Here is a 16216-nt window from a genome sequence, read left to right on the forward strand (position 1 = left end):
ATGTGGCTGCAAAACTTCAATCAATGCTCCGTCGCATTTGTTGAGGTTTTGCAGGGAAGCGTAAAATCTCTGTTATAACGCAGAATTGAACATCGTACCAAGAGGGCCATGATGGAAAAGTATCGGAGTTGGGAGACAATAAAATGTGTCACTATTGGCTCCTATCAAATTAAAAATGGGTAGATATTAGCTAAATAATTTTACCCTAAACGGCTTAGTGTAGAATTGAATCCATCTTTAATTAAACCATGTGCTCTGCATTATATATTCACTCAGCAGGTACCACCTTATAGATTTTCAAGCGGTAAGCCATGTATTCGATTTACTTTGTCGTCGAAAAATTTTAAAGGGCGATGGCTTGCTACGTGATGATTAGTAGGCGATAAGAAATAAGCAGAAATTTTTTAGCTAATATTTAAGTTATATTTTATGATAAATGAGTGTTTTTTAATATTGGGATTTAACTAAAGCCACATAAGATGAATGGATAGTAAGATGTTAAAGATAATAATGAATAAAGCTGGTAATGGTGATTGTATTTCTATTGAAAGTCGAACGGAATTCGTTTTGATTGACGGTGGCACAGCTCAGTCTTTTTCTTGCTGGAAATCTAATGTTGTGGGTAGGGATAAGATTGATTGTGTAATAGTCACTCACATCGACAATGATCACGTTAATGGAATCATTAAGCTACTGCAGAGTAACAGTTGCCCTAATATTGATCAATTCTACTTTAATGGTGCAGAACAATTGTTTGGTAATGTGAATTATAACGTAGAATCGGATCGTATAACAGATACTAAATTACGTGCGATATCAGAAGAGTCATCAGTAATAGGCAGCCGTGATCAGATAGGTTACTCAGAAGGTACTTCACTTTCATATTTGCTTTTGGATAAGAGAATTACTTCAAACCCCTCTGTTGGGGGAGCTGCGCTATATCGAGAGAGCTGTGATACCTTTTATGTTGGTGATATGAAGTTTTCAGTTATAGGTCCTTCTAAGTTAGTTTTACAAGAGCTAAAAGACCGCTGGGAGGATAAGTTGTCAGAAAGAAGAATTAGGCCAAAGGTTATAAGCAAAGCGTTTTATGAAGCTTTCGAGCACTACGCAAAGGCTCTACAAGAAACAGCGTCTAATGTAATTTATGTTGCATCTACTGAAGAAAGAAGTATCGAATCATTAGCAAATATTGAGTTTGAAGATGACCATTCAATGACTAACAAAAGCAGCTTGTCATTTCTAATTGAATCAAATAGCAAACGTTTGTTGTACTTATCTGACTGTGACGCAGGGACAGTGATTTCATGGCTAGACAGTTTAGGCTTAGAACAAATAGAAGTTGATGCAGTGAAAATATCACATCATGGAAGTAAGAATAATACTAGCCTAGAACTGTTAAATCGTATTGTTTGTCAAAAATACTTGATAAGTACAAATGGAAACTCTCATGATCACCCAGATTTGGAAGTCTTGGCAAGAATTGCTATTGTAAAAAAGCACTCTGGGGCTGAGATTATTATGAACTATAAGGTCGACCATATCCCTGTCTGGTTCACGAGTGAACTACAAACGAGTTACCCAAATATCAAGCTAACTATGGATTCTTGCGAGTTTGATTTATGAATAAAAGAGTAATCGAAGAGTTCAAGGTTGAGTCGATTTACATCGTTGAAGCGTTACTGTCTAATGCCGTCTCTAAAAGAGGAACTTGTTTTTCAATCTCGGGTAATTTGATTCTAACTGCTAATCACGTAGTTGAGGAAGCAACTTCGCTAAAAGTGTATTTATCGAGTGATGCTTATGCTGAAGGAGACTCAATTGACGCGACTTGCTTATATAGCAATGCTCAAATTGATGTGGCAATACTGAAAGTTGAAGATAGTATAACTAGTAGTTCAATTGATCTGTATAGGACAACAGTTAACCTAGACAATGAGGTTAAGTCATGTGGTTATCCTATAGAGAAGGAACATTATCATGCGCCAATCACCGTTAAGGTTACGAATACATTCGCACACATGACTTCGAAAGAATGGAGTTTTGAAATATCACAGTCAAATACTGTTAGTCAATACAAAGGAATGTCCGGCTCTCCCATAATGTATGATGGAAAATGCATCGGTATACTTCTAGTGCAGCAAGGAAACAATACTTTATATTCAGTATCAACTAATGACTTACTCAATGATCAATCGATTCATGAAATTGTTGAATCAGCTGGCATTCAAATTATCGCTCAGGAGGGTATTGAGTACAAAGCCCCTTCACATCCAACCTCACCATTTAGCTATTGTATAAATTGCATTAGTGATGTTCCAAATTTTAAAGGGGTCGATATTGGCTTTACTTTCGAGAAATGGAACATGACTAATTTCACCGAAGCTGTATATGACTGGATTATAGATTACAGCCTTTCACATAAGGACAGAGCTAATTTTAAAGGAAATCCAAGGAGTCTATTTAAATATGCAAGAGCTAACTACCCAGCTTCAGATTTAAATGCTCTAGGAGATCTTTGTTTACATATCTCTATTAGAGAGTCGTATTCTACTATACCGATAATGAACCGTATGTTTGATCAGAATAATAAAACGTTTTCTTGTACACATGCCATTTTGAACTTCGACAATATTGAGCTTTGGATTGGAGCATCTTCTGTTAGCACCAGTATTGAAGAGGCTGTAAACCAAGCGGTTGATAACGTCAACTACATTTCAAATTTACAGTCTCTTCAAACTCGCTTGTACGCTCTTACATCAGAGATTGATCCATCTTGGCCTCATAAAGAAAAACTGGAAAGGCTTGCTGATTACAGGCTTGCTATAGATAAAAGGTTCGATAAGATCGTCATACCAATTTTTATTATGCATGATAGTGAACTTATTAACGATTATGACAAACATGATTTCTTGAATGCCTTTGAAGCAAAGATCCAAGAATGTCGAGGGTTGCTTCAAATTGGGGGCATAAATCAAGAATTAATAAGCTTAATCGATCTAAAGGTGTTTTATTTCCCTGTATCGAGTGTTAATCAATTGAACGATTCGCTGGTTGAGGAGTTGAACTCATGAGTGAATGGTATAAAGAAGCAAAAGAACACTTGAATGACTGCTCATTTAGTGATTGGAATAGTTTTTTGCCATCATTAATCAATGAGTTCAATAGTCATACCAATGAATCACTAGTTCAAGATATAGTTATTAGGGCATTAGAGCGAAAACAAGAAATACCCAATGCTTTTATTTTGGATCACCTACTGTGTGAGTTAGGTCTGTTTCCATATGTTGATAAAGAAAGTTCGACTACAAAGGATAAGATTAGACAGAGTTTGTTTACAACTCCTCAGGATAATGAAAAGACGTTCCATATCCGACAAGCAGAAGTATTCCATCGGATAATGAACGGAGAAAACATTGTTCTCAGCGCACCAACTAGTTTTGGCAAGAGCCTGATCATTGAAGCACTGGTCGCTAGTAACGAATTTAATAATATGGTGATTGTTGTACCCACAATAGCATTGATTGATGAACTTAAGAAAAAACTATTCAAATACAGTAAAAAATACAAAGTGGTTACCCAAGTTACTCAGCAACCTAGTGATAGAAATATTTTCATTTTTACTCAAGAGAGGGTGCTAGAATACAAGCAATTTTCTTCTATAGATTTCTTTATTATTGATGAGTTCTACAAACTCGCACCGACTAGAAATAACGATGAAAGATGCGACAGATTAAATCTTGCATTTAGAAATTTATATAGGAAGTGTCAACGCTTTTATATGTTAGGTCCTAATATTAGTGGATTGGTTTCTGGGGTTGCAGAGGAACTAAGGTGTACTTTTCTCAAGTTCGATTCTTACGCTACAGTAGCAACTAATGAGTATTTCTATCCATTGGAAACTAAAGGTAAGGATGCTGAAGTAGATGTTGAAAGAGAGGAGAAGCTATTTGAAATTTTGAAAGACATTGGTAGAGATGAGCAAACGGTAATTTACTGTAAATCTCCTCAGAGAACTAGTTTGCTGATTTCTAGACTATTGGAATCTGGGCTTCTAAAAACTGACGATAGTAATAATGCCTTATCTAACTGGCTATCTAATAATTTTCATGAAAGTTGGTCTCTTGTTGAGGGCGTCAAACATGGAGTTGCTTATCATCACGCTCAGTTACCCAGAGCTATAGGTGCTTTAATTGTTGACCTGTTTAATGATTCTAAAATAAATATTCTTATCTGCACTTCAACTTTGATTGAAGGAGTGAATACAAATGCTAAAAATATAGTTATATACGATGATTGTATTACAGGTAGACGAAAACTAGATATGTTTACTTTTAATAATATTTCTGGTCGTTCAGGTCGAATGTTTAAGCACTTCGTCGGAAATGTATATATCTTTGGTAACAAGCCGCAGGTTGAACTACCTTATATTGATTTTCCAGTTGTAACTCAGAGTGATAAGGCGTCAGAGTCTCTGTTGCTTCACATGGGAGAAGACGTAAAGGACGAAAACAAAAATAAAGTGCGTAAATTCTATGATCAGGAAGTTCTTCCAGTTAAGTTGCTTCTAAAGCACCAAGGAATCGACCCTAACAAGCTAATTAGATTTGCAGATGATTTGATCAAGAATTGTGGTACTTGGAATAGAAAAATGGTTTGGGATAGCATCTACCCAAATGCTGAACAATTACGCCATTTATCTATGATTCTCATGGATTATTTTAATGTTTCTTCTATGGGGGTGGTACAGTAAGAACCGAGGCGCAACTAAACAAAAAGTTAAGAGATGTAATTAACAAGTCTGATGACAAAGATTTAATTATTCAAGATTATAGGTTTAGGAGTAAAATAGAAAAAAACTATACAATTGATGATGCGGTTCAATCTGTATTTAACTTCAAAAAAAATCTTGTGAATTACAACCTTCCTAAAATTATATATGCAATTAGCGATATTCAAGAAGTAATTTTTAAAAGATTCGAATACTCGCGCGGAGATTATATGCCATTTGCCGCATCATTAGAAAATTTCTACTTTCCTGCTGCGATTAACTCTCTCGAGGAGTTCGGTATTCCGAATCAAGTAGCGAAAAAACTGATAGAACGAGCTGACATCAAAGACTTGGAAAATATTGATTCGTTAATTGATGTTCTATCCAAAAAAAGAGAGGAAACCTTTTCTTACTTAACCAATTTTGAAAAGAGCTTTTTAAGAAAAGCGCTGTCTTATATGTGATAGAAATAATAGGTGAATTGCCTCGAGTATTCTAGACACCCATGATGCTGCTCCTTACCCACTGAGCTGGTTGCGTTTAGGTGTTGCTTGATTAAAGCCAAGACTTAGCGCAGTTTGTGCGCTGATGACCGAACCTAGCCAGGAGAGCCCTTATGCAAAAGTTGAGAATCGACCTAGTCTCTGATGTCGCCTGCCCGTGGTGCGCGATCGGCTACCGGCGCCTGGAACAAGCGCTGGAAACCTTGAAGGGCGAGATCGACGTCGAGCTCTTCTGGCAGCCCTTTGAGCTCAACCGGGACATGCCGCCCGAGGGCGAGCCGATCCTGGAGCATTTATGCCGCAAGTACGGTAAGGACGCGGCCAGCATGGAGCAGTCCCAGCGTGAGATCATGAAGGTTGCCGAAGAGCTGGGATTGAATTTCCGTGGCGCACTCGAGCGTCGGGCAAACAATACCTTTGCGGCCCACCGCGTGCTTGCTTGGGCGGCCACACAGAACCGGGAAACGCCCCTGCAACTGGCACTGTTCGAGGCCTACTTCGGTGAGGCGAAAAACCCTTCAGACCCAGAGGTTCTACGCGAAAAGGCCATTGAGGTTGGGCTTGACGGTGACACTGCCGAGGCCATCGCACGGTCTGATCAGTACGCGGACGAGGTTCGAGCGGCCGAGCAGAAATTCATGGAGGCAGGGGTGAGTGCTGTGCCGGGATTCATCCTCGACGGGCGCTACCTGATTTCTGGCGCCCAGCCCGTTAACGTGCTGGGCGATGCGCTTCGTCAGGTGGCGGAAGAAAACGCGAACGGCTAACGTCTCGCATTAGAGTGGTCACCGAGTCTACTGACTTCAATTCAACTGTGAAAAATGCCCATGACGTCATCACTTCATCGCCTTTACTCTTTTCGTCGCTGCCCCTATGCCATGCGTGCCCGGCTCGGCTTATTGTTTGCTGAGTTACCGGTGGAGCTGCGCGAAATCACATTGAAGAACAAACCGGCCCAGATGCTAGCGATTAGCCCGAAAGGCACTGTGCCTGTTTTACAGCTTTTTGATGGTACTGTGATCGAAGAGAGCCGAGAAATAATGGTGTGGGCGCTTGAGCAACAAGATCCGCAAGGGCTGTTAGATGCGAAGGTTAGCGCTCAGGCCAATGCCCTGATCGAGCAAAACGATAATGAATTTAAACATTGGTTGGATCGCTATAAATATGCCGACCGACATCTCGAAATGACCCAGGCAGAGTACCGGCAACGGGGCGAAGCTTTTTTACAGGTTTTAGAGGAGAAGCTGACTCAAAAGCCTTATCTTCTGGGAGATAACGCGACCATTGCTGATATTGGCATCATGCCTTTTATCCGCCAATTCGCCCATGTAGATCGCGATGTTTTTTATAGCCTACCTTATCCGCACCTGCAGCGGTGGCTACAACACTGGTTGGAACACGCATTTTTTCTGCAGGCCATGACCAAGTTTCATCCATGGCAAGAAGGGGATGACGTGGTGGTTTTTCCATTTTGAAAAGCGCTACCTGTTAATTCCTTGTCGGTTTTCTCACGAAGGCCATTGAGGTAGGGTTTTATGGTGACGCCGCTGAGGCTATCGCCCGCTCTGATCAGTACGCGCATGACGTTCGTGCGGCAGAGTAGTGATTCATGGAAGCCGGGGTGAATACGGTGCCGGGGATCATCCTCGACGGCTGCTACCTGATTTCCGGCGCAGGGCTAGTCGATCAATATGGCGCCACACACGTGGCGCCATGTGCCTTGTGGGCTTTACTCGCTCAAACCCACTTTCTCCATAAACGCCCGCGCATGCACATCCACTGCTTTAATAGCGTGAACAATCTGCTTGGGCGTTAGCTCATACGCCAGGTTATGGCTTGATTCACCCTCTTTAAGCGCCGCTTCGGCTACACGATAAAGATCTTCCTCGCTTGCCTGGTCAAGCTTGAGCGCTTTCAGCGTCACCGGTAGGCCCAGCGCCAGGTAGAGGTCTAAATACTCTTCCAGCTCCGCTTGCGGCGCTTGGTCGAGAATCAGCTGCGCGACCGTGCCGTAGGCCACTTTTTCGCCGTGGGTCAGGTTGTGAATCTCGCCGTGCAGGGCGGTAAAGCCGTTATGAATGGCGTGCGCTGCCGCCAAGCCGCCACTCTCAAAGCCCAGGCCGCTGAGCAAGGTGTTGGCCTCGACCACGGCTTCAAATGAGGGCGTGACGATCTGCGCTTCGTTGGCTTGATAGGCCAGCATGGCGTGCTCGAAAAGGATGTCTTCGCATTTCTCGCCAATGGTTGCGCCCAGCAACGTGGCTTTCCCGCCCGCCATGTTGTTGGCGTTAGCGCGAATGGCGGCGCGTGCTTCAACCCAGGTAGCCAGTGCATCAGCAATGCCCGAGGCCAGAAAGCGCGGCGGCGCTTTGCAGATGATGCCGGTATCGACCAGCACCAGGTCGGGATTCTTGCTGTAGAAGCGGTAGGACTCAAACTCGCCATCGTCACTGTAGATGACCGACAGGGCGCTGGTGGGTGCATCGGTAGAAGCAGTGGTTGGCAGTATGGCACAGGCCGCTTCGAGCTTTTCAGCCACACCTTTGGCAGTGTCGATGGCTTTACCGCCACCAAAGCCGATAACGACATCTGCCTGCTGCTTGCGTCCGAGCTCAACGAGGCGGTCGATTTCGCGGGTAGAAGCCTCACCTTCGAACACTGCTCGCTCGAAGCTAACGCCTTCGCCTTCCAGGCTCGCGCTAAGCTCCTTACCCGCGATGTCCCAAACCACATCGTCGGCAATCAGCAGCGCCGTTTTCCCGAGCGCTGACACATAGTGTCCGGCGCGGGCGGTAACACCTTCCCCCTGCACGTAGCGGCCGGGGCTGATGAAGACTTTCTCGTTGATGGCTGTCATGGCAAATCGTCCCTAAAAGAGAGTGGGTTGCCTGACCATTGGTAACACATGAAAGGTGCATGTGTATTGCGGTCGTGTGACGTATTAGTACTTATGTTGACCGCTGTCAGTTTAGGCGGCTGGATGCTTATTCCGCCTGAGGCCGTAACCAGAGCCGCCGCTTCAGAGCCGACATCAACCAGCGCGGCGCCCATAACCAGGCGGCAAACGCGATAACGCCATAAAGCAGCCACACGGGGAGTGCTAAAAGCAGTTTAGCGATAAGGGCCAATAGGTCGCCTTTATACACCATTTTGGTGCTGCGGCTGGCAAGCCTGGTGAATGTCAGCGCGCCTACCCTGTCTAGCACTCTTAAGCCTGTTTTGCCGAAGGTCGCCGCGAGCAAAATGGTCTCTTTTCCCAGGGTAGCGCTACGCTGGCTAATATCAACAGCGGCCTTGCCGCCCACTCGGTACAAGGTGGCGCTTTGGCTACCGAAGGTGTCGGCAAAGCGTGCCATTCGGCGTAGTTCGGTGGCATTTTGGGTATTGGCCAGCATATTTAAACCGCCACGCGTTTTGGCCAAACTATTGATGTCGCCGAGCATGTTGCGTAGTTGGCCCATGTTCCCGGTTTGTCGCACCTGTCTGGCGGCCGTCATTACCGAAGTTTTGAGCCAGCCTGGCAGCTTGCCAACTCTTTTTGCGGTCTTAAGCGCTATCAGGCTACTTTTGGCGATCGTGGTTCCTGCTACCGCAGGCGTTGCGGCACCTGCCGTAGCGCTGGCGCCCATCGTGCTTATTACTTGTGCGGATGTGGCCACCAAACCTAGCGTTGCCAGGGCGACTAAAAATTCGTCAACTTCTTCGCCTTGTGCAAGGTTTAAGCCCTGGTAAGCCAAGTCGCGCAGGTCACCAATCACAAAAAAATCCGAGGTAACGCTGGCAACTTGCCCAATGGTTTCGTCACTGCTGCCCTTTAATAAACCTTCGCCCAACTTATTGAGCTGGTAACGCCAATCGCTTCGCTGATCTTCAATACTTTGATAAAGCACCTGTGCTTCAGGGTCATCGCCCACGTAGTCATAGGGCATAAAGAAGCCCAAATAGTTAGCCGCTTCAGCGTATTGCTCCTCCTCGACCAACGCATAGGTTTCGGGTCGCGGATCAATGCGCGTTAATGCCATCAGCATAAACGTGGTTCGCTGCCAGATGACGCTTGCTGCCACCAGAGCAACCAGCAGGATCGTAAGCTTAAAGGGAAGCCTGAAGAGCATGTTTCTGTTCCTGATTTATTCATTTTTTAATGAGGCTGACGATTTTTTAAATCTTGAGAGCCAAGCCAATAGGGCAATGCAAAAGAGTGGTAGCGACTATCATATGCTGTTCAACCCCTTGTGGGCGTATTTTCCACATCGTTGAGCGGCGATACCACGCCCATGCCATAGAGATACTGGAAGGATATGAACTTACTGTTCCTGGGCACCTCCGCTGGTGTGCCCACCAAAAGCCGAAATGTGACTGGCATTGCTTTGCGCGAGAGCAAGGGCAAAGGCTGGTACCTGATCGATTGTGGAGAGGGCACCCAGCATCAGGTTTTGCGTACGAAGCTGTCGTTTCATTCATTAAACGCCATTTTGATTACCCATGTGCACGGCGACCACTGCTACGGGCTGCCGGGCATACTGGCGAGCGCGGGAATGAACGGTCGGAAAGCGCCGCTTACCATTGTCGCACCCGCAGGTATCAAAGCGTGGTGGGAGGCTACTTGCGAGGCCACGCAGCTAAGCTTGCCTTTCGCGCTGGAGTTTATCTGCTCAGATGACCTGCCGAGCATTGAGTTTGAAAACATGGCGGTTGCCACGTTCAAGCTTTCCCATGGGGTGGCATCTTATGCCTATGCGTTGACAGAGAAAAACGTCGACGCTGCCTTGGACATCGAAAAGCTCATCCAGAAGGGGGTTCCCAGAGGGCCGTTGTGGGGGCAGTTGAAAAGAGGGTTCGATATTGAGTTCGCGGGTGAGACATTAACAAGCCATGAGTGCTTACTCCTCAAGCATGAGGCCAGGAAAGTGGTCATCGCGGGGGACAATGCCCAGCCTGAGCTGTTGTGGGAAGCGTGCGCTGGGGCGCACGTGCTGGTGCATGAAGCCACGTATACGCAGGAAATGGCCCAGAAGGCGCTTGAGGTAGGGCATAGCTACGCCAGGCTTGTGGCTGGTTTTGCCGAATCGGTAGCGCTGCCCAACCTGGTGCTGACGCACTTTAGCCCGCGTTATCAGCTCAACCCCCTGGCATCGCCTTCCATCGAGGATATCCGCAAAGAGGCCCAAAGCGTCTATTCGGGCGCGCTTTACCTAGCGCGAGATTTTCTCGAATTTAGCCTGGATAAGGCGGGCCACTTTGCTGAAGTGGCGAGCGAATTAAAAGCGCAGCAATAGCTCACAGGTAACGCAGATAGCATTTCGCCCAGGGGCAAGCGCTCCTTGATGTTGTTCGCCGCCGATACCGACAGAGACCGCTTGAAGTGAGGGCTGCCCATCTCTCAATGTTCCATCAAGTATCAGTATTTCATTCGCGTGGCTTTTAAGCTGGTGGCCGTCTGTAAAACAGGTTTGCACCAGGCTTCCAAGGCCCATGATCTGTGCCGTATCAATCCCGTAACGTTTAGCGGTTGCTGCGATGGCGGCATTGAGGTCTTGATTCGGGCGTAGCGTCAGTAAAAGCGCATTGGGCTTAGCAGCACTGCTGGCACCCTGGTAAGGCGCAAAAAGAGGAAACCGGGTTTCTTCATCAGCCGTGACGGCCAAATAGGCGCCTTCTATCGCGATACACGACACCTCAATGTCATTGGCTAATATCGACGCGGGCGCTAGCAGATGGCCAACCGCGGTATGCCCATCGCCTTGCTGCCATATCCCGTGGCAATGCAGGAAAGGTTCACCATCACGCAGGCCTACATGAATGCCTGCGGTGTGTATGTTTGCCGGTGGTGATAAGCGATGCGTTTCACTATACCAGGCAGCATGTTGCCCACTTGGGTCATCGCCCGGGATGACATAGTGAAGCGTTTGCATCGCTGCATTATTGATCGTTAAGTACGCTGACGAGATGGCCTGCTTTTGAAGCGCCTGGACGATGGCGTCATGTAGCGTTTGGCCGCCTTCAAGCGTGAGTGATCGCTCTTGTGTATGGCAGAGCTGCGCCTGGTAGCGCGTTTGTGCAGGCGTGCCTGGGTGTTCGATATAGCCAAGCGCTACCGCATTGCTGGGAGGAGAACTCATGTTGCCTCCTGTAATTCACCACGCTCAGTTAATGTTTCACGAATGAGCTTTTTAGTGATTTTTCCGTAAGCCGTTTTGGGCATTTCTTCCCAGAATACGTAGCTTTTAGGCATCTTGTAGCGAGCAATGCGCTCACTCAGCCATGCATTCAAGGAGGCAGTATCCAGTGGCTGGCCGGGGTAAAGCACACACACGGCCATGCCGACTTCACCCCAGACAGGGTCAGGTACGCCCAATACGGCTGTTTCGGAAATGGCAGGATGGCTAAGCAGCTTCTCTTCGATCTCGCGAGGATAAATGTTGGAGCCGCCCGATATATACATATCCGAAACGCGCCCGGTCAGGTAAATGAATCCTTCTTCATCCCGATGGCCCAGGTCACCCGTTAAAAACCAGCCATCTCGAAAGCTCTTTTGATTGGCTTCGGCGTTATTGTAGTAGCCCGCAAAAACAGCCGGCCCGATGACGGCGATTTCTCCCGTTTCACCGGCGGCCACTTCAGCACCGTTGCTATCCTGAATTTGCACCTGCATGCCGGTACGCGAAAAGCCGCAGCTCCCGATTTTCATGTGGTTATCGTCAACGTGGTGAAGCGCAGGGGGTAGCACCGTTATATTGCCGGTTACCTCGCCAAGCCCGAAATACTGAACCAGCACAGACCCTAATGTTTCCAGCGCTTTCACCTGGTCGGACCGGTACATGGGCGCACCAGCGTAGACAACGTAGCGTAAGGAGGAGTGGTCATGCCGCTTTACACTGGAGTGCTCAATGAGCATTTTGACAATAGTGGGCACGGTGAATAGGTTGGTCACGTTCCACTTTTCCACAAGCTGCCAAATCACCTCGGGGTCAAATTTCTCGTCCGCCGGGAGTATGGTTTTAACGCCGTGAGCGACTTGGGCAAGCTGATGAACGCCCGCGCCGTGCGACAGAGGCGCGACGACGATAGACGCGTCAGAGGCGTTGGTTCCTGGCATCAAGTCACATAAATGGTTAGTGACAACGAAGGCCATTTGGCCATGGGTCAGTACGGCTGCCTTGGGGCGTCCGGTGGTGCCAGAGGTGAAGAAAAACCACGCAGGGTCATCGCGATTAACCGCGGCGGCTGGCATGTGCTGGCCTGAAAAGCGTTCAACCAGCGTTTCGTAATCGACGGCGAAATCACTCTCTCCAATCGAGATCGTCACATCAATAAGAGGGGCACAAGCGGCGGCGTGATGGGTAAAGCTGGCGCCACAAAGCAGGCCTTTTGCCCCAGAGGATTCAGCCAGGTAAGCCACTTCGTCGGGCGACTGACGATAGTTGGTCGGCACCCATACGGCGCCTATTCTCCAACAGGCAAACATCGCTTCAAACATTTGGTGGCAGTTGGAGGACTGAACCAGTAAGCGGTCACCCTTTTGCAGGCCCATTTCATGGCGGAGCGCGTACGCAAACGCTTGTGAACGCTCCTCCATCTCTTTCCATGTCCAGGTCTTTTCGCCCCACACAAAACCAATCTCATTCGAGAAGCGGCGCGAGCTTTCGGTGAGAAGGTGAGACAGATTCATCACTCGGGTAGAAACAGGCACGAGGCTATTGTGTTCATTCAGGCTCATTTCACACGCTCCAGAATAGACACGTAATTAGTGACCGCCGCGCCGCCCATATTGAAGACGCCAGCCAGGTTTGCATTGGGTATTTGCATTTGTTCCGCCTCACCCATTAACTGCATGGCGGCCATTACATGCATGGAAACCCCGGTAGCGCCGATAGGATGACCTTTGGACTTTAGCCCGCCGGATGGGTTGACGGGCAAGGCGCCATCTTTTTGCGTGATACCTTCCTGAATAACACGATAGCCCTCCCCCTTCTTGGCGAGCCCCATCGCTTCGTACTCAAGCAGCTCGGCGATAGTGAAGCAGTCGTGTGTTTCGACGAGGGATAAATCCATAATGTTGACGTCAGCGCTTGCGAGCGCTTTCTGCCAGGCCATCGATGCCCCACGAAACTCCAATATGTCTCGTCTTGAAAGCGCCATTAAGTCATTGGCTTGCGTTCGTGCCCGAAAGGCAATCGCACGCTTTAATTGAGCGGCCGTCTCAGCATCGGCAATAATCATGGCTGCGGCGCCATCCGATATGAGCGAGCAGTCTGTGCGACGCAAAGGGCCTGCGACCGTCGGGTTGTGGTCTGAAACGGTGGCGCAGAAATCGACGCCGATATCTTTGCGCATTTGGGCATAGGGGTTAAACACGCCGTTGGCGTGGTTTTTGGCCGCGATCATGGCGAGTTCGTAGGAGCGGTCCCCGTAGGTTTGGAAGTAACGTTCCGCAATTTCGCCGAACACCCCCGCAAAGCCCCCCGCAATATGGGCTTCTTCACGGTGATAGCTGGCGCTTAGCAGAATGTTGCCCACTTCAGCAGTGGGCGTTGCCGTCATTTTTTCAGCGCCGATGACCAGGGCGATGCGCCCACGCCCAGACTCTATAAAGTCGAGCGCGCCATGCAGCGCTGCGCTGCCTGTTGCGCAGGCATTTTCGTAACGCGTGGCGGGCGTGTGCGCAAAGCGCTCGTCGCCCATCGCCACCAGGGCTGCTTGGAAGTCCTGAGCCGAGAAACCGTTGTTATAGACACCGACAAAAATGCCGTCGATAGCCTCATGATCGACGCCTGCATGAACGAGCGCATCCTGAACCACGCTTTGCATCAGCGCTTGGGTGTCGGGTTCGGGCAATTTTCCAAAAGGGGAGTGGGCCCAACCGACGATCTGTGCTTTTGTCATTATTTGCTCCTGGCGAGGGGAGTGGGAGATGTTTGATGTCTTGTAAATTCAGCGGCTAACAGATGCTCAATCGCTAACGCCTCTTCTTTTAATCTCGGCACAAGCGTTTGGGAACGACGTGGTTCCTGCATACGGCTCTCTATCGCTGCTAGCGAAAGTGAGCCGGCCAGTACGCCATCAGGCCAACGTAGGGCAATGCCGATTCCCCATGAATCCGCAAACACCAGCCCAGGGTTAACGGCATAGCCCTGCAACCGCGTTTCGTTCACCAGGTTTACCATATGCTCTGGAGCCAGTTGGGGGTACTGCTGTTCAAGGAGCGGGCGTTGTGCATCTAATACGTGGGTAATTTCAGCGTCAGGCAGCGCTGCCAACATGGCGAGTGAGCCTGCGCCTACTCCCAGAGGATGATAGGCGCCTTGCACAAGGGCATGGGTCCGAATGGGATAAACGCCGTCTTCACGATACAGACACAGCGAGAAGTGGCCTCGGCGGATAGAAAGACAGGCGGCATCTTCCGTTCGCTGCGCTAAACGAGCGACATTGCACGTAGCCAGTCGCGTCAGGTTATGTTGCTCGGAAGCTCTGTGGCCCAGCAAATAGGCTTCTGGGCCTAATTGATAATGATGATTAGCGGGCGATTGCTCTACCATTCCTGCATTAATAAGTGCCAGCAGCAATCGTCTTACCGTGGGCTTGTTTAAACCACTGTGCCTGGTTAAATCGGCCAGTGAGCTGCCTTCGGCTTGTCGAGCAATCAGGCTTAATAACCCCAGTGCACGGTCGACGCTTTGTGCACCAGCGGTTGTGCTCTCCGTTATTAAGGCTTTGTGTTCCATATTATGGACCGATTGTTGTTTTAATGGCGCGTGTATTGAGCTTATTTTGCTGATACTTTGACTTTCTGGAGTGCTTTTGGCAAATTTTTATTGTCGTATATATAACGAATGGTCCATATTGTGGATTATAACAATCAAGTGCGTTAGCACGGATACGCCACGAGGAATAGAACATAATGAAACGCCATGCTTTTTTAAAAACTGTCTGGGCCACCTCTGCTGCAAGCTTGCTTTTTGCCAGTGCGGCATCCGCTGAAACATTAAGGCTTTCTCATAACACCGGTGACACCACCACGTGGCATGAAGCCGCTGAACTCTTTAACGACTTGTTAAATGAAGCCTCAGAAGGCGAACTGTCGGTTCGTACGTTTCCTAACTCGCAGTTAGCGGGTGGCGACCAGATGCGCCAGTTTGAAATGGTGGGTAGGGGCGCTATTGATTTAGTGATGACCTCCGCCATTAATGTCACGCCGTTAATACCTGAAATGGCTGTTTTTTCACTGCCTTATCTCTACGACGGTTATGATCAGGTAGACGCCACCATGAACGGCGAGCCGGTTAAGTTGCTTGAAGAGATCATGGATGAAAAGGGCGTTAAGGTGCTGGCCTGGGGTGAAAGCGGTTTTCGTGAACTGACCAATAGTAAACGGCCGATTCGTAGCCCTGACGATATGCGCGGGTTAAATATGCGCGTGGCAGGTCCTATGTATGTTGATGTTATGGATGCATTGGGCGCCAACCCGCAGCAAATGCAGTGGGTCGAGACGATCTCGGCATTGCAGCAAGGCGTTGTTGACGGTCAGGAAAATGGAATTGGTGCCGTTATCATTCCCCAGCGTATTTATGAAGTGCAAGACTATATAACGCTCTGGCACTACTCGTATGACCCTATCTTTTTAGGCATTTCCAAGCAGCGTTGGGAAAGCTTCGATGCTGAAACGCAGGAGATGGTTCAGCAAGCGGCTGACCAGGCCATGGCGCATCAGCTCGCCATTACACGCGAAAATACGGCTGAGGGCGTCGACTTCCTTCGTGAACAAGGCATGGATATTACCGAATTGACCCCGGAAGAGATCGAGGTATTTAGGCAAGCAACGGCACCTGCCTTTGATATCTGGGCTGAAAGAGTCGGTCCTGACATCGTTTCCAGCTTTGTCGAAACGATAGAAAGTTCCAAGCAGCAATAACGAATAGCATTTACTGACAATAACTCTGACTAA

General features: G+C 48.1%; 14 protein-coding genes. 8 read left to right on the forward strand and 6 right to left on the reverse strand.

Annotation, left to right across the window (positions count from 1 at the left end; all coding sequences use genetic code 11):
- Window positions 1-510 precede the first annotated feature (510 nt).
- The 6 genes from INT20_RS04135 to INT20_RS04160 all read left to right on the forward strand — a co-directional run bounded on the left by INT20_RS04135 (window position 511) and on the right by INT20_RS04160 (window position 6749).
- Window positions 511-1626 carry an MBL fold metallo-hydrolase gene (locus INT20_RS04135; RefSeq protein ID WP_193055301.1) on the forward strand — a complete coding sequence of 372 codons (1116 nt, stop codon included), beginning with the start codon at window positions 511-513 and terminating at the stop codon, window positions 1624-1626.
- Entirely contained in the window at window positions 1623-3074 is a 1452-nt protein-coding gene (locus tag INT20_RS04140; RefSeq protein WP_193056475.1) for a Hachiman antiphage defense system protein HamA, read from the forward strand. Before INT20_RS04135 ends, INT20_RS04140 begins: the two co-directional genes overlap by 4 nt.
- Window positions 3071-4753 (forward strand): DEAD/DEAH box helicase, encoded by a 1683-nt coding sequence (locus INT20_RS04145; protein ID WP_193056476.1) that lies wholly within the window; start codon window positions 3071-3073, stop codon window positions 4751-4753. The genes INT20_RS04140 and INT20_RS04145 overlap by 4 nt, the downstream gene beginning before the upstream one ends.
- A 248-nt stretch (window positions 4754-5001) precedes the next feature.
- Window positions 5002-5235 (forward strand): hypothetical protein, encoded by a 234-nt coding sequence (locus tag INT20_RS04150; protein WP_193056477.1) that lies wholly within the window; start codon window positions 5002-5004, stop codon window positions 5233-5235.
- A 152-nt stretch (window positions 5236-5387) separates the two neighbouring features.
- A complete protein-coding gene (locus tag INT20_RS04155) occupies window positions 5388-6041 on the forward strand; it encodes a DsbA family oxidoreductase (protein ID WP_193055304.1) in 654 nt (217 codons plus the stop codon).
- A gap of 60 nt (window positions 6042-6101) precedes the next feature.
- Window positions 6102-6749: a glutathione S-transferase gene (locus INT20_RS04160; protein ID WP_193055305.1), complete on the forward strand. Its 648-nt coding sequence runs from the start codon at window positions 6102-6104 to the stop codon at window positions 6747-6749.
- Between the two features lie 254 nt (window positions 6750-7003).
- Here the strand turns inward: INT20_RS04160 and INT20_RS04165 are convergent, their stop codons facing one another.
- Both INT20_RS04165 and INT20_RS04170 read right to left on the reverse strand, forming a co-directional pair.
- Window positions 7004-8131 (reverse strand): glycerol dehydrogenase, encoded by a 1128-nt coding sequence (locus INT20_RS04165; protein ID WP_087110182.1) that lies wholly within the window; start codon window positions 8129-8131, stop codon window positions 7004-7006.
- Between the two features lie 127 nt (window positions 8132-8258).
- Window positions 8259-9386 carry a hypothetical protein gene (locus INT20_RS04170; protein WP_193055306.1) on the reverse strand — a complete coding sequence of 376 codons (1128 nt, stop codon included), beginning with the start codon at window positions 9384-9386 and terminating at the stop codon, window positions 8259-8261.
- A gap of 186 nt (window positions 9387-9572) precedes the next feature.
- Here INT20_RS04170 and INT20_RS04175 point away from each other — a divergent pair, with 186 nt between their 5' ends.
- Window positions 9573-10550, forward strand: a complete 978-nt coding sequence (locus INT20_RS04175; protein WP_193055307.1) for a ribonuclease Z — start codon at window positions 9573-9575, stop codon at window positions 10548-10550.
- On the opposite strand, the gene INT20_RS04180 is transcribed toward INT20_RS04175, so the two are convergent.
- The 4 genes from INT20_RS04180 to INT20_RS04195 are packed head-to-tail and all read right to left on the reverse strand — an operon-like array spanning window position 10533 to window position 14996.
- Window positions 10533-11393 (reverse strand): PPC domain-containing DNA-binding protein, encoded by an 861-nt coding sequence (locus INT20_RS04180; protein ID WP_193055308.1) that lies wholly within the window; start codon window positions 11391-11393, stop codon window positions 10533-10535. The genes INT20_RS04175 and INT20_RS04180 overlap by 18 nt on opposite strands.
- On the reverse strand, window positions 11390-12991 hold the full coding sequence (locus tag INT20_RS04185) for an acyl-CoA synthetase (RefSeq protein WP_193055309.1): 1602 nt from the start codon (window positions 12989-12991) through the stop codon (window positions 11390-11392). Before INT20_RS04185 ends, INT20_RS04180 begins: the two co-directional genes overlap by 4 nt.
- Complete coding sequence (locus tag INT20_RS04190; protein ID WP_192526544.1) at window positions 12988-14157, reverse strand: acetyl-CoA acetyltransferase; 1170 nt, start codon at window positions 14155-14157, stop codon at window positions 12988-12990. Before INT20_RS04190 ends, INT20_RS04185 begins: the two co-directional genes overlap by 4 nt.
- Window positions 14157-14996, reverse strand: coding sequence for an IclR family transcriptional regulator (locus INT20_RS04195; protein WP_192526545.1), 840 nt, complete (start codon window positions 14994-14996; stop codon window positions 14157-14159). The genes INT20_RS04190 and INT20_RS04195 overlap by 1 nt, the downstream gene beginning before the upstream one ends.
- 176 nt (window positions 14997-15172) lie before the next feature.
- Here INT20_RS04195 and INT20_RS04200 point away from each other — a divergent pair, with 176 nt between their 5' ends.
- Complete coding sequence (locus tag INT20_RS04200; protein WP_192526546.1) at window positions 15173-16183, forward strand: DctP family TRAP transporter solute-binding subunit; 1011 nt, start codon at window positions 15173-15175, stop codon at window positions 16181-16183.
- Window positions 16184-16216 lie beyond the last annotated feature (33 nt).

This window comes from Halomonas citrativorans, assembly GCF_014898005.1.
GTDB lineage: Bacteria > Pseudomonadota > Gammaproteobacteria > Pseudomonadales > Halomonadaceae > Vreelandella > Vreelandella citrativorans.